At 39.5% G+C, this 15,655-nt stretch carries 10 protein-coding genes and 1 other RNA gene; 9 read left to right on the plus strand and 2 right to left on the minus strand.

Going from position 1 to position 15,655, the window contains the following annotated elements; translation table 11 throughout:
• Nucleotides 1-551: 551 nt before the first annotated feature.
• From MPH60_RS09780 to ssrS, 3 genes are all read left to right on the plus strand, one after another.
• Entirely contained in the window at nt 552-1,805 is a 1,254-nt protein-coding gene (locus MPH60_RS09780; RefSeq protein ID WP_241591614.1) for an MFS transporter, read from the plus strand.
• Between the two features lie 185 nt (nt 1,806-1,990).
• Complete coding sequence (locus MPH60_RS09785) at nt 1,991-3,472, plus strand: UDP-N-acetylmuramoyl-L-alanyl-D-glutamate--2,6-diaminopimelate ligase (protein WP_241591616.1); 1,482 nt, start codon at nt 1,991-1,993, stop codon at nt 3,470-3,472.
• A gap of 120 nt (nt 3,473-3,592) precedes the next feature.
• A non-coding RNA gene (gene ssrS, locus MPH60_RS09790) (6S RNA) lies at nt 3,593-3,779 on the plus strand.
• Nucleotides 3,780-3,934: 155 nt separating this feature from the next.
• Here the strand turns inward: ssrS and MPH60_RS09795 are convergent.
• Nucleotides 3,935-4,477: a ribonuclease H-like YkuK family protein gene (locus MPH60_RS09795; RefSeq protein ID WP_241591618.1), complete on the minus strand. Its 543-nt coding sequence runs from the start codon at nt 4,475-4,477 to the stop codon at nt 3,935-3,937.
• An 857-nt stretch (nt 4,478-5,334) separates the two neighbouring features.
• Between MPH60_RS09795 and MPH60_RS09800 the strand changes: the two genes are divergently transcribed.
• The 4 genes from MPH60_RS09800 to cobA all read left to right on the plus strand — a co-directional run bounded on the left by MPH60_RS09800 (nt 5,335) and on the right by cobA (nt 12,033).
• Nucleotides 5,335-6,540 (plus strand): nitrate/nitrite transporter, encoded by a 1,206-nt coding sequence (locus MPH60_RS09800; protein ID WP_241591620.1) that lies wholly within the window; start codon nt 5,335-5,337, stop codon nt 6,538-6,540.
• 53 nt (nt 6,541-6,593) lie between these two features.
• Entirely contained in the window at nt 6,594-8,915 is a 2,322-nt protein-coding gene (nirB, locus tag MPH60_RS09805) for a nitrite reductase large subunit NirB (RefSeq protein ID WP_241591623.1), read from the plus strand.
• 87 nt (nt 8,916-9,002) lie between these two features.
• Nucleotides 9,003-11,153: an assimilatory nitrate reductase catalytic subunit NasC gene (gene nasC / locus MPH60_RS09810; RefSeq protein WP_241591624.1), complete on the plus strand. Its 2,151-nt coding sequence runs from the start codon at nt 9,003-9,005 to the stop codon at nt 11,151-11,153.
• Between the two features lie 109 nt (nt 11,154-11,262).
• Entirely contained in the window at nt 11,263-12,033 is a 771-nt protein-coding gene (gene cobA / locus MPH60_RS09815; protein WP_241591626.1) for a uroporphyrinogen-III C-methyltransferase, read from the plus strand.
• Nucleotides 12,034-12,233: 200 nt separating this feature from the next.
• On the opposite strand, the gene MPH60_RS09820 is transcribed toward cobA, so the two are convergent.
• Entirely contained in the window at nt 12,234-12,509 is a 276-nt protein-coding gene (locus MPH60_RS09820) for a MerR family transcriptional regulator (RefSeq protein ID WP_336275413.1), read from the minus strand.
• Between the two features lie 255 nt (nt 12,510-12,764).
• Here MPH60_RS09820 and nirB (MPH60_RS09825) point away from each other — a divergent pair, with 255 nt between their 5' ends.
• Nucleotides 12,765-15,179, plus strand: a complete 2,415-nt coding sequence (nirB, locus tag MPH60_RS09825; protein WP_241591628.1) for a nitrite reductase large subunit NirB — start codon at nt 12,765-12,767, stop codon at nt 15,177-15,179.
• Nucleotides 15,180-15,196: 17 nt separating this feature from the next.
• The gene (nirD, locus tag MPH60_RS09830; protein ID WP_241591630.1) at nt 15,197-15,514 is read left to right on the plus strand and encodes a nitrite reductase small subunit NirD; all 318 of its coding nucleotides are present in this window, start codon (nt 15,197-15,199) and stop codon (nt 15,512-15,514) included.
• Nucleotides 15,515-15,655 lie beyond the last annotated feature (141 nt).

Below are 15,655 nucleotides of genomic sequence, written 5' to 3' on the forward strand. Positions count from 1 at the left end.
GAAGTGCTCGGGAACTTTAGGATATTAAACGGCTTCTTTTAAAGAAAGTATTCGAACGTTGATTGGACCGTATTGCCGTCGCTTTCAGCAGGCGGTCCGCCCTTTGCGCCTGTGAGGTCTCCTTTGGAGTCGCATACCCAGCAGGAGTCTCAAACTCCCGATCCAAAAAAAATTCTGGAGGCAACTAGCTTTTTTTCGAGTTTGTCTCCAGTCTGTGGCTTTCTTTAAAAGGAGCCTATTTTTTATGCGAGAAACTGCACAAACTTTTCTAAAAAATGGATGTATTTTTAAATTTTACCTTGATTTATCAGATTGAATAGATTATTATCAAATTAGCATAAAATGGAAGGGTGACCTTTAAACAATGATCATTTAATCCTATTCTTTAAAGAGAAAAAATGCGTGCTAAATACGAACTTTTTTTCTGGATAGGATTAGTCTGTACTAAAATACAAACAAAGATCATTGTGTTCCGTCCATTAGGAATCTTTTGGTTTGTTAATTTTGTATTGTACTGCCTCCTGTCCAGAAATTTCACAGGAGGTTTTTATATGGAAAAAAACACGTCCGTATCATTAAGTAATAAGGAACCTAACATTTTTAAAAATCGTGTATTCCGGGCCATTATCTTTTCAGGCTTGTTTTTACAAATAGGGATATGGGTACGGAATTTTGCTGTTTTGTTATTCGTCATGGAAAAGACAAACGGGGATGCCTTTGCCATTTCGATGATATCAGTAGCGGAATTCGCTCCCATCTTTATTTTTTCATTCATTGGAGGGACGTTTGCGGACCGCTGGAGTCCGAAAAAAACGATGGTTTGGTGTGATATATTAAGTGCAATATCCGTATTTGCTGTGCTAATCTCGCTCATCTTTGGCAGTTGGAAAATGGTTTTCTTCGCCACTTTGATTTCGGCGATACTTTCTCAATTTTCTCAGCCATCAGGCATGAAGCTATTTAAGATGCATTTGCCTGAAAGTCAAATTCAGACAGGGATGTCCGTTTATCAGACCGTCTTCGCAGTATTTATGGTTTTAGGCCCGATTCTCGGGACATTTGCCTTCCAATCATTTGGGATAAACATATCGATTGCGATTACTGGCCTGGCGTTTTTACTTTCAGCTGGAGCACTCGCCTTTCTTCCAAAAGATCGTAAACTGAATGAAGAGACAGCAAAAACAACGTTATGGCAGGAAATGAAAAGCGGAGTGAGCTATGTGTTGCGAAAAAAAGAACTAAGTTTGCTTGGATTATGTTTTCTGGCAGCCGGGCTTGGACTGGGCTTCATTCAGCCGCTTTCTATATTCCTTGTTACCGAACAACTGGAACTTCCCAAGGAAAATTTGCAATGGTTATTTATGGTGAATGGATTTGGCATGATTTTAGGCGGAGCTGGGGTGATGATTTTTGCTAAAAAAGTGGCACCTCAGAGATTATTAGCTTTCGGAATGCTTGTGAATGCCATTGGATTAGCGGTAATGGGGCTTTCAACAAATCTTTGGATTACACTTACAGCTGAGTTCTTTAATGGGCTAATGCTGCCTTGTATTCAAATCGGGATTAATACTTTGATATTACAGAGGACCGAAGGTGAATTCATCGGAAGGGTCAATGGAATCTTAAGCCCGTTATTCACAGGATCGATGGTGTTGACCATGAGTGCAGCAGGCGTGCTGAAAGAGCAATTTTCACTCGTCGCCATATTTGAAACAGCCGCTTTCTTTTTTATTCTAGGGATGTTTTTCATATTGCCATTGTACAATCAAAAGGCCGAAACAAAACCCCTGGAAATTCAACCGTAGCCATAAGAAAAGCAGCCAATTTTGGCTGCTTTTCTTTTTTCCTGCTGACTGTTATTGCAACTAACATAATCTGGATTGACAATTATTTTAGTGTACTGGTTAATACTAAAAAAGGGCTTTTTGGTACTTACGCATGTAATTTTCAAAAGTCGGTGAATAGCTTAAATGAAAAAGGAGAAAAGTTAATGATCCTTAAAGATATATTGAAAGAAGCGATAAACTGGGATTTGCCGAAGGACGTTGAACATATATCCATCGCAGGTGTAACCGATAACTCTAAAGAAATAAAAAAGGGTTACCTTTTTGTTGCCGTAGCCGGATATAAGTCAGATGGCCATAATTACATTAAAGATGCAATTCGTTTAGGGGCATCAGCTGTGATTGGTGATCGCGATATGAAGGGATTGGAAGTTCCTTATTTACGAGTGGAGAACAGCCGTAAAGCATTGGGGCTAATCGCCAAAAGGTTTTATGGAGATCCAAGCAAACAAAAAATAATGATAGGAATTACGGGTACAAATGGAAAAACCACAACGAGTTATATGCTTCAGCAAATATTGAAAGAAAATGGGGTAACCTGTTCCGTCATTGGTACGATACAGCATATTATCAATGGAAACAAAGTCGATTCCCATAATACGACTCCAGGTAGCATGGAGTTGAATTCCTTACTGGCTGCAAGTAGGGACATGGTTGTCATAATGGAAGTTTCTTCACATGGATTAGCTCAATACCGTTTAGAAGGAATTGAATTTGATTTCTGTGTCTTCACGAATTTGTACCATGACCACCTTGACTTCCACGGTACGATGGAGGATTATTTCCTGGCAAAATTACTTCTTTTTGAAAAATTGAAACCTAATGGACTTGCAATCATCAATGGGGATGATTTCTGGGGAGAAAAACTACAAGAATATTTACAGAAAAAAAATGTAAGTGCCTATGTATTTGGAAAATCCAATCGCTGCGATTTAACCATCACCAATTATAATACTGCAACAAGCCCCTTTATTTTATTGAATGAGAATCATGACTTTGTGAAAATTGAGTTACCTTTACCAGGACTTCATAATTTATATAACGCAACTGCTGCCTATTCCGTAGCGAAGATGTTTCCAATTTCAAAAGAGGAAATTCTCACTTCATTGAAACAATTTTCCGGTGTGCCTGGAAGGTTTGAAATGTATAAGAAAGAATATGGACCGACAATCGTCATTGATTATGCCCATACTGCAGATGCCATACATCACATGCTTCAAACTGCCAAAGAATGCGGGGCGAAAAAGATTTATCATATCTTTGGTTTCCGGGGTGGACGAGATACAACCAAAAGGGCAGAAATGGTTAGAGTATCATCGGATCATAGTGATGTTTCGATTTTGACGATGGATGATCTGAATTCGGAGGGAATGGAGGGGATGGAATCGTCACTAAATAAACTGCAAAGCGATTACTCTGCTGGAAATGGGAAGGTTATTCCAGATAGGACACTTGCTATACAGGAGGCGATACAAGCTGGAAAGGAAGGGGATTGGATTATCATTACAGGAAAAGGAATAGAGAGGTATGAACAAAATTTCGGACTGCCTACTATTTCTGACAAAGAAACGGTATTATATCTGCAAAATAAAGACGAAGGGGATTTTATCGGTTATTTTGATCAATAGTTTGATTTTAACGAATGCTATTATAAAGGGCTAATACGACCATTCCATTAGTCAGCAATAGGTTATTGATATGGTGGTAATTAACATTGTAACATATGAGGAATTCAGGTATTATAATAATACAAGCTGCACTGTTCGTAATGATAATAAAGTTTTAACCTTTAAGCTGTAATAGGGAGTTTTATATTGAAACAGGAATGTTATGCCTTGTCACTGACTTGGACAACAGGATTATTTCTGCAAACACCCACTTTGAGGAGTGGTGGTTTAAAACCTTCTTACTGAATACGGCAATGGCGGCTTATATCTTTAAATGTTGAAGCCGGTCTCGGTCCGAGGCCGGTTTTTTGCTGTTTTCAAATACCGTACAATAGGAATTCTATGTACCGTTTTGATTTATTTTCACAGCCCTTTACAAATCCAGTGTAGGTTGCTTTGCCTTATTACATTTTCTAAAGACATTTACTCTTGTTTTGTATACCGGTTGGCATAACTTGAAGCGACGAAAGCGTTGGGTTTGATTTTCGGTTCCACGCCCATTGATTCCATCCTAGCTACCATTTCTTTTACAAACTCACTGGTTTTGTTCCGCTTTCCAATCCCGATATCAATATGCCCTTCCATTGTGAACGTTGCCCCTTGGTATACAGCAGGCAAGACTATATCAATTAATTGATTTTTTCTTTCTTCCGTAAACAGTGCTACAATCTCTTCTGTCAACGACAATTCTTGGGAAATACGTTCATGTAAATGCAGCATCCTTCTGGGAATCATCACTTTTCTTATACAGCCCCATACACCTTTTCCTACCTGCCTTATCACGATGCCTGTAATGAAAACAGTATGTTTTTTATGTACTTGTGAATCTGTACCGACCATTAATCGATAGTTACCGGAAGGGTTTAATTTCATGAACTCAACAATATGAACGAATACCTCTTCAAATGACATGTCTTTTTTCTGAAGATTTTGAAATGGGATGTTATGAAATGGATATTGCTTCATATTTTGCACCCAACCTTTCCCCGGATATAATCAGATTATTAAATCTCATGCCGCTCATATCACATCATATGAAAAAGTTCCTTGTTTCGTGCTGTGAGAAGAACCCGCCTTCTAATGAAGATGCAATCATCATTTAACGTTTTGGTTTCTTCTATTTTAAACAAAAAAGACTGCAAAAGGAGGTCTTTCTTCATGTTATAACAATATAAGGTTGATTGGAGCGGAAGTGCGAGACTCCTGCGGGAGCAGCGGTACAGGTGAGACCCCACAGGCGTTTACGCCGAGGAGGCTCACCGACCGCCCCGCGGAAAGCGAGCATCTGGAGGGAAAATCAACCACACCGCACTACTTGGTAGTTTCGCTTTAAAAACAACAATCTTTACGAAAAGAGCCTATAACAAAGATATTGAAGCCCAGGTATTCGAGACTCCTGCGGAATAAGCGCGTGCCTGGAGTGAAAATTATCGGATAAATATTACAACTGTAAACAAACTTAATTATTATTGTCGTGTTTATCTACAATCAGGAAGAGAAGCTTAAGCATTAGGCTTCTCTTTTTTTGTATGGGGATATTTCGAAAAGTTAATGGAGGTATCTTTGGTATATCTCCTGCCATAACTGAAATGTTAAACAAGCTTGGGACTATACCTCTCCTAAGTAAACCACATTAACATTCAATTTATATAAGAAAAATGAGATAAAATTATTAAATTTTAGCCAAAAACGGCTTCAAATTATACACATTTTATAACTTACAAAAAAGTGTGTGATGTTTTCTGACATAAACAAAGAAATCCTACGATTATAAGAGTAAAATAAACGAATATTCAATTAATAAAGTATTGGAGAGATGAAAAATGAAAATATCTGAATTGAAAAAAAGCGGTCATGCTCCGTCGTTATTAGCTTCATTCCTTTATTTTGATATCAGTTTTATGATTTGGGTATTATTGGGTGCACTAGGTGTCTATATTACACGGGATTTCGGGCTTTCCCCAGCTGAAAAAGGCTTGATTGTAGCTATTCCGATTTTGGGAGGCTCGTTTTTTCGAATCGTCCTTGGTTTTTTGACTGATCGCATCGGTCCGCGGAAAACAGCAATCGGCGGGATGCTTGTTACGATGATTCCGCTTTTTTGGGGGTGGTTATTCGGAGAAACTTTAGCCGAGCTTTATTTAATTGGGATTTTGCTCGGAGTGGCAGGTGCAAGTTTTGCTGCAGCACTTCCTATGGCTAGCCGCTGGTACCCCCCGCATTTGCAGGGTCTGGCGATGGGCATTGCGGGAGCCGGTAATAGCGGAACTCTTTTTGCGACATTGTTTGGTCCGCGTATTGCAGAGTCTCTTGGCTGGCATAACGTTATGGGATTGGCATTGATTCCTTTAACCATCGTGTTTGTCATTTATATTTTAATCGCAAAAGATGCACCATCTCAACCAGCTGCAAAACCACTCAAGGAATATTTCAACGTATTTAGAATAAGGGATACGTGGTATTTCTGTATTCTTTACAGTGTAACTTTTGGAGGGTTTGTCGGGTTTACTAGCTTTTTAAGCATCTTTTTTGTTGATGAGTATGGGTTAACACGAATAAGGGCTGGCGAATTTGTTACATTATGTGTCATCGCTGGAAGCTTCTTTCGTCCCGTCGGAGGATATATTGCCGATAAAATAGGCGGAGTTAAGTTGCTTATGTTTTTATTTATCGGACTCACATTATGTATGTTTGGGATTAGTTTTCTTTATTCCCTTACTGTCGTTACCATCCTGCTGTTCATCGGAATGCTATTTCTCGGTATGGGCAACGGGGCTGTCTTTCAGTTAGTTCCACAGCGATTTTCTAAAGAAATTGGTTTTATCACAGGAATTGTAGGAGCTGCCGGAGGTGTTGGCGGATTCTTGGTTCCAAACATACTAGGATCGTTAAAACAGATTACTGGCACATATTCTACAGGATTTTTAGTATTTTCCGCAGTTGGAATAGTGGCGTTGCTTATCCTGGGCCTAGCTCAGCTTTCATGGAGAAAAACGTGGGTACTCGGAAAGAATTCAGTTAAGGTTTAAAACTTTGTTTACTAATTTACAAGCTTGATACAGTACTTGTTTGGGGGGATAAAATGTTTAAACAAAAACTTGTCCTTATAGGAAACGGAATGGCGGGATTACGCTGTGTTGAGTCAATTATCAGGAATGATCCGGCTGCGTTCGAGATTACTATTTTAGGCAGTGAACCACACGTCAACTATAACCGAATCTTATTGTCGACTGTGCTCCAAGGCAACACTTCTTTTGAAGATATTACGATAAATGATCGAAACTGGTATGCAAAGAATAATATCCAATTGTTCACAGGGGAAACGGTTGTGAAAATTGATAAAGAGACTCGGAAGATAAAAACGGACAAAGAACGGGAAGTTTACTACGATAAGCTAATAATTGCCACAGGTTCTGTCCCGTTTATTCTTCCTGTTACCGGAGTTGATAAAGAAGGCGTCATTGCATTTCGGACGATTGAAGATTGCCAAAAGATGATTGAAACTTCACACAAACATAAAAAAGCAATCGTCATCGGAGGCGGTTTATTAGGTTTAGAAGCAGCGAGAGGGCTGTTAAACCTTGGGATGGATGTGCATGTCGTTCATATTGCTGACCATTTAATGGAAAGGCAGCTTGATTCAAAGGCATCACTTTTGCTGCAAAAAGAGTTGGAAAATCAGGGAATGAACTTTCTTTTAAAAAAGGAAACACAGGAGATAATCGGCAACGAACGTGTAGAGCGCGTCCGTTTTAAAGATGGAACGGAGCTGGAAGCAGATTTAGTCGTCATGGCTGTGGGGGTCAGACCGAATATTCAGTTGGCCAAAGAAAGCGGAATTGATACAAATCGTGCCATTATTGTAAACGACTATTTAGAAACGAGCATCCAAAATATTTATGCAGTTGGTGAATGTGCTGAACATCAAGGCATTGTTTATGGACTGGTGAAACCTCTATATGAACAAGGTGAAGTGCTGGCAAAGCATATTTGTGAGATGAAATGCAACGGATACCAAGGCTCGGTCCTGTCGACCCAGTTGAAAATATCAGGAGTTGAGTTATTTTCTGTTGGAGATTTCCTTGGTGATGAAACAACGAAATCAATCACAACTATTGATGAATTAGATGGTGTTTATAAAAAAGTGGTTTTCCAAGGAAGAAAAATCATAGGTGCTGTTCTTTATGGAGATACAAACATCCGTTCACGATTACTCGATATGATTTTAAAGCGGAAAGAAGTATCGTCAGAGGAAAAGCGTGATTTGTTCCAATCACCAAGTACGGGAGAGGGAATTATCGCTTCGATGGCAAACCATGAAATCATTTGCAATTGTAATGCTGTTTCAAAAGGGGCAATCATTGAAGTGGTTCAAAAAAAGGGATTAACAACTGTGGAACAAGTTAAACAATGCACAAACGCTTCCGGTTCTTGCGGTGGATGTAAGCCGGCAGTGACCGAGCTTTTGAACTATACTCAAAGTAATCTTTCTACTCAGGATGAGAAACAAACTGCGTTTTGCTCATGTACGGCATTAACGGAAGATGAGGTCGTGTATAAAATGCAGCTCCAAGACTTAACAACTGTCGAAGAAGCGATGGATATTCTTGAATGGGGAAATGTCGAAGGTTGTTCAACTTGCCGGCCGGCCCTTGGCTATTATTTAGGGATGATTCATCCAGAATACGAGATCAGACAGCAAACCCTCTTCATAAATGAAAAAAAGAATGCAACCGTTCAAAGTGATAACCGATACTCTGTTATCCCGCAAATGTACGGGGGGATGACGAATGCGAAGGACTTGCGAAAAATTGCAAATGTTGCAGATAAATATGATATTTCTCAGGTGGCGGTAACAAGCGAACAAAGGATTCATTTAATGGGTGTGAAAAAAGAAGACCTTCCAGGTGTGTGGGCTGATTTAGACATGCCGTTAAGTTCAAAATATGGTAACACCGTTCAAAACGTCAAAACATGTATCGGTGAGAATGTTTGCTCTTGTGAAAAACAGCAATCCCTTATACTTGCTGTTGATTTGGAAAAAAGATTGGAGCATGTATCAACACCTTATCGTATTAAGTTGGGCATATCTGCATGCATGCATAATGGTGCAGGATCAACAACGAAAGATATAGGTGTTATGGGCGTTGACAGGGGCTGGGAAATATATGTGGGCGGAAGCAGCGGGCGTAATGTTCGTGCCGGTGAACTGTTATGTATAGCCGGGACAAATGATGAAGCAATTGAAATCATCATCGGATTTATTCAATATTATCGTGAAACAGCCAATTACTTAGAGCGGACTTGGCAATGGATTGAACGAGTGGGTTTAATTCATGTTAGAGAAGTTTTGTTTGATAATGAACTTAGTAAGCAACTATCTCAACGATTGGAAATGGCGTAGATCAGAGAATGAACGAAGTGGAATACCTTTAGATAAACGGATAAACGTTTGTTCCAGAAGAAAACAATGAGTAAAGGGTGAGGAGCCTTGACCGAATTATTATTAAAGTATTTCCGGACGAAGCAACAAGAGGTCCAATCAGAAAAACGATATGAAACACAATGTCCATTTTGCAGTATGCAATGTAAGATGCAGCTGTTGGAACAAACCATAGTAACAAGAAAAAAGTATATGACGATTGGAAAAGATAATCCAACCTCAGAGGGGCGCTTATGCATTAAAGGAATGAATGCACACCAACATGCATTGCATAACGACCGAATTAAATACCCATTACTTAAAAAAAATGGAGAATTTATTCGAATATCTTGGGAGGAGGCATTACATCACATTAAAGAGAATTTCACAAGAATTCAAGCGGAAGATGGTGTAAATGCATTATCTGTATATGGGAGTGCATCCATTTCAAATGAAGAAGCATATTTGCTTGGGAAATTTGCAAGAGTGGCTTTAAAAACAAAGTATATAGATTATAATGGCCGTTTGTGCATGTCCGCAGCTGCTTCGGCAGCAAGCCAAACGTTTGGTTTGGACAGGGGCCTTACCAACAGCTTATCAGAGGTTCCGTTCACAAAGTGCATTATCTTGGCGGGCACGAATATTGCGGAGTGCCAGCCGACAATCATGCCTTACTTTGAGAAAGCGAAACAAAATGGGGCATATATTATTGCTGTAGATCCAAGAGAAACAGCAACAACAAAAATGGCTGACTTACATCTAAAAGTAAAACCGGGGATGGATGCCGCCTTGGCAAACGGGTTATTGAAAGTGATTATTGAAGAAGGTTTTACTGATGAAGCATTTATCCGGGACCGTGCAAATGGCTACAACGAAGTTAAAGAGTATGTTACATCTTTAAAGTTGGAGGAAATTGCAGAAATGACAGGGGTGCCTAGCGACCAAATTCAAAAAGCGGCTACAATGTTCGGGAAAGAAGAATCAGGAATGATTTTTACAGCAAGGGGAGTTGAGCAGCAAACAGATGGTTCGGCAGCTGTCCGTAATTTTCTTAATATTCTAATTGTTACAGGAAAAATCGGAAAAGTGAATTCGGGTTATGGAGCAATCACTGGACAGGGAAATGGGCAGGGAGCAAGAGAACATGGCCAAAAGGCAGACCAGCTTCCGGGGTATCGTATGATTGAAAATGAGGAACATAGATTACATATTGCAAGAATATGGGGAATCGATGAGGCTGATTTGCCGCGTAAAGGTGTATCGGCATACGAAATGATAGAGAAGATCAATGAAGGTGAAATTACCGGCATGTTTTTAATGTGTTCCAATCCAATTGTTTCAAATCCCAATGCTAACTTTGTCAAAAGGGCTTTGAAGAAATTGAAGTTTCTTGTCGCAGTAGATATGTTCGTTTCTGAAACTGCTAGATTGGCTGATTTGATTTTACCTACTTCGTCTTATTTAGAGGATGAAGGAACGATGACAAATTTAGAAGGACGGGTAACGCTGCGGGAAGCCAGCTTTTCATCGCCTGGGGAAGTGAAGCATGATTGGCAAATCATTTGTGATATAGCAAAAGCTCTTGGAAAAGGAGAGCATTTTCCCTTTCAATCTGCAAAAGAGATTTTCGAAGAATTAAGAGTGGCAAGCCGCGGGGGGACCGCTGATTATTATGGTATAACGTATGATCGATTAAGAAAAGAAGGAGGCATATTGTGGCCATGCCCAACCATTGACCATAAAGGGACAAAAAGGTTATTCGAAACGTCTTTTGCCCACCCGGATGGAAAGGCGGCCATGGTTGTGGTTAATAATGTGCCACTTGTTCCAAAAGAACAGCCATGTACTGATTTTCCACTCTATTTAACAACAGGACGAATTATGTCACATTATTTAACAGGAGTACAAACGAGAAAAAGCTCATCATTAGCTGCAAGAAATTTTGAATCATATATGGAAATCCATCCGGAAACAGCGAAGAAATATCATATTCCAGACAATACTTTGGTGAAAATCGAATCAAGGCGGGGAAGTATTGTTGTAAGGAGCAAATGGTCAGCAACCATTCGTCATGATACTATATTCGTTCCTTTTCATTGGGCAGACTCACAAAATGTCAATCGCCTCGTTTCACAGGATTTAGACCCGACATGCAAAATGCCTGGCTTTAAAGTCAGTGCTGTAAAAGTACATCCTATAGTTGAGTTAACGTCTCATTAAGGGAGGTTTTCTTCCCATGCATCATCATGTTTTTTTGGTTCAATCATAATTGAACAGCAGAGCCTAATTACACAGAGCTTTCATGACAAAACAAAAAAGGGGAAAAAGGATGGAAAAAGGTAAGGTCTATATCGTTGGTGCCGGACCTGGTGATCCGGACTTAATTACTGTCAAGGCAATCAAATGCATCGCGGAAGCGGATGTCATCTTGTATGATCGATTGGTAAATCGCCAATTGCTTTTATACGGTAAAACTGAAGCTGAATACATTTATTGCGGTAAAGCGCCTGGTAAACATTGTGTCCCCCAAAAGGACATTCACCAATTGTTAATTAGTAAATCAATGGATGGAAAAACGATTGTTCGTCTAAAAGGGGGAGATCCTTTCGTCTTTGGACGAGGCGGTGAGGAAGCGGAAGTGCTAGTTAAGCGCGGAATTCAATATGAAATAGTTCCTGGGATCACGTCTGGAATCGCTGCGCCAGCTTATGCCGGAATTCCAGTGACTCACAGGGAATGGGGGAGTTCCTTCGCGATTGTCACAGGACACGGCGTGACCGGCAAACCTGATAACATCAACTGGCATCATTTGGCACATGGTGTTGACACCATTGCTATTTATATGGGTATTAAAAACCTTCCATATATCTGTAAACAATTACGATCCTGCGGAAAGAAGCCTGAAACTGCCATTGCTGTCATTGAACAAGGAACGACAGGTTTTCAACGAACTTTTACAGGAACAATCGATTCAATAGTGGAGATTGTTACAAGAGAGCAGATAGCCAATCCCGCCATGATTGTAATAGGAGAAGTGGTGAATTTATCCGAAAAGTTATCATGGTTTTCAGAGAAGACAAAAGATAAGGAGTTCGCTTAGAAGAGGAAGGATTAGCTAGAATACTTTTATTGTAAAGAAAATGGAAAACTGGACATGAAAGTCATCATGTCCAGTTTAATCATGTTAACAGTTATTTATTAGATGTAAGCTGAATTTGTTATCCGGCTAATCGAAATTTGAAATATGGACAGTTATGGTATGTAGTGAATCGGCTAATAATTGCGGTTGCTGAGTGAAAATCAATTACGTAATCCAAAGTGTGCATTTAATTGGCCCTGCAGCATTTTTTTTCGCATTTTTTCCTGTTCAATTCTTCTGTTCTCTTTTAATTTTTCCTGCCTAATTTCATTGGTTTGCACTCCATCCTCTATTTTATCGGCAATTTCCACTAATGCCTTGACGTCGGAAAAAGAGTATTTACGATTACCTCCCTTAGATCTTTCGGGGAAAACGAGTTTTCTTTCTTCATAGTACCGGATTTGTCTATCGGATAGTCCGGTTAATTCTCTGACCACCCCTATGGAAATTACTTTTCTGTCTAAATAAGATTCTTTTTGCTGGTCGATGAAAATCACCTCATTTTGGATTTACGCTAATTCAATAAGGATATTATATCCTAATTTTCTGAATATTTGTAATAAAAACTAACATTAATTATTATTTTTTAAAAACTATGTAAGATTTTATAACACACTTGTGGCGATAAATAGTGACGTCACCTATAATCAAACCTATCATCCTTTCAAAAAAACCTTATTGGAGGACAAAACATGGCTAAGCAGAAATTGGCACTCATTGGGAATGGTATGGCTGGAGTAAGATGTATAGAAGAAATTTTGAAAATTCAACCGGAAAGGTTTGAGGTGACTGTCTTCGGAAGTGAGCCGCATCCGAATTATGATCGAATCCAACTATCGAATGTATTGCAAGGGGCTACGACGATAGATGATATTACAATAAATGATTGGAACTGGTACAAAGAGAACAATATTACACTATTTTCAGGTGAAACAGTCACGAATATTGATACGACTAAGCAAATCATATATTCAGATACAAATCGTGAAGTCGCATATGATCGATTAATTTTAGCTACCGGATCAATCCCTTTCATTCTGCCGATAAAGGGAGCAGATAAAAAAGGAGTGACTGCCTTTCGAAATATTGAAGATTGTGAAAAAATGATTGAATATTCAAAAAATAATAAAAAGGCTGCAGTCATTGGTGGAGGATTACTGGGTCTTGAAGCAGCCAGGGGTCTTTTAAATCTAGGTATGCAGGTAGATGTTATTCACCTCTCGGATTATTTGATGGATAGGCAGTTAGATCCAGCAGCAGGAAAAATGCTGCAACGGGAACTTGAAAGCCAGGGAATGAATTTTTATCTTGGGAAACAAACCCAGGAGGTTTTAGGTGAACTTGATGTCAAAGGATTACGCTTTAGTGATGGAGAGGAAATCAGTGCAGATTTAGTGGTCATGGCAGTTGGAATAAAGCCAAATGTTGCAATGGCCCAAAATTGCGGCATCCCTGTCAATCGAGGAATTATCGTGAACGATTATATGGAAACAAGAATCCCGAATATTTTTGCGGTTGGTGAATGTGCGGAACACCGTGAAATGGTATATGGTTTGGTCGCCCCCCTATATGAACAGGGCAAAGTATTAGCCAAGAGGATTTGCGGGCTGGACGACAAAGCTTACGAGGGCTCAGTGCTGTCCACTAAGTTAAAAATATCTGGTGTTGATGTATTTTCGGCTGGAGAAATTTTCGAGGATGAACAAGCTAAATCCATCAAGGAATTTAATGAATGGAATGGTACTTACAAAAAAGTGATGATTCGAAATGGGAAAATTTCTGGTGCGGTATTATTCGGGGATACAAAGGAAAGCAATAACCTATTGAGCATGATCAATAAAAATGCCGAGATTTCCGAATATTTAAACGCTGGAACAAGTGAACCCAGTATTAGTCTTGTCTCTACGATGTCAAATGAAGAAATCATCTGTGGTTGTAATGGTGTAACAAAGGGCGATATTATGACGGCTATCGAATCTAATGGGTTAACGAGTATTGAGGAAGTAAAGGGCTGCACAAGTGCTTCGAGGTCATGCGGGGGGTGTAAACCGTTAGTCGGTGATATTCTCGAGCTGACATTAGGCGCTGAATTCAGTAAGTCAAACAAGAAGGAATCCATATGCACGTGCACCACATTATCCAGAGATGAGGTTGTTGCTGAAATACGTGAAAAAAATCTGACACATACTCGGGAAGTCATGAATGTTCTCGGCTGGAATACAAGTGATGGTTGCTCGAAGTGTAAACCGGCACTGAACTATTACTTAGGCATGATCCATCCTGTTGAATATGAAGATGAAAAAGAATCCCGCTATGTCAATGAAAGGCTACATGCAAATATTCAAAAGGATGGTACATTTTCTGTTGTGCCAAGAATGTATGGCGGCGTCACTAATCCTGATCAATTACGGAAAATAGCAAATGTTGCTGATAAGTATAATGTTAAGTTACTTAAGGTTACAGGCGGACAAAGAATAGATTTGTTCGGCGTTGAAAAAGAAGACCTTCCAAAAGTATGGGCAGACCTGGATATGCCTTCTGGATATGCTTATGGAAAAACCCTTCGAACTGTGAAAACATGCGTCGGTGAAAACTTTTGCCGCTTTGGCACCCAAGATTCAATTGGGCTGGGCATTGCCCTGGAGAAAAAATTTGAACGTGTAGGCACACCGCATAAGGTTAAGATGGCTGTGTCGGCGTGTCCTCGTAATTGTGCTGAATCCGGTATCAAAGATCTTGGTGTTGTCGGAGTGGACGGTGCATGGGAAATTTATATTGGCGGTAACGGCGGTACCCATTTAAGAGCTGCTGAATTATTATGCAAAGTGAAAACAAGTGATGAGGTAATTGAAATTACAGGTGCATACATCCAACATTATCGAGAGACTGCCAATTATTTAGAAAGAACATCTGTCTGGGTTGAGCGTGTAGGGTTCGATACCATTAAGGCGATTATTGGTGATAAGCAAAAAAGGATGGAGCTTAATCAACGCTTGGAGGAGGCATTATCCGTTTTGCAAGAACCGTGGAAAGAAATCATTGAGAGCCATGCAATCCAAACCGGTTTATTTCAAAAAGTGAAAATTCCAGCTATATCAAATAAATGAATATGGGGGTAGCCTAAATGGGAAAAACTCTTCAAAAGATAAAGGTTTCAACAGTAAATGAGATGCCAAAAAACCTGGGGAAAACAGTGACCATAGGCTCTCATGAAATTGCTCTTTTTCACTTGGCAAATGGTGAATTCCGGGCCATAGAAAATCGTTGCCCACATAAAGGTGGGGTTCTGGTGGAAGGCATTGTGAGCGGTGATCACGTCTTTTGCCCGATGCATGACTGGAAAATCAGTGTCAAGAATGGAGAAGTCCAAAAACCTGATAATGGTTGCGTTAAGACATTCCATGTTGAAATAGAAGATGATAATGTTTATATTGTTTTATAACCAGCTGCTCTGGATAGTCTCTTAGACTATCCATTTTTTCATTTTAGGTGGCATGAATTGAATTAACATGATTTAATTGATAAATATTTCCAAAGGCAATATACTTTCTAGTAAAGGAATGCCTTTATTAAAACGAATGTA

It is taken from the genome of Peribacillus sp. Aquil_B1, from assembly GCF_022603275.1.
In the GTDB taxonomy this organism is placed as follows: Bacteria; Bacillota; Bacilli; order Bacillales; family DSM-1321; genus Peribacillus.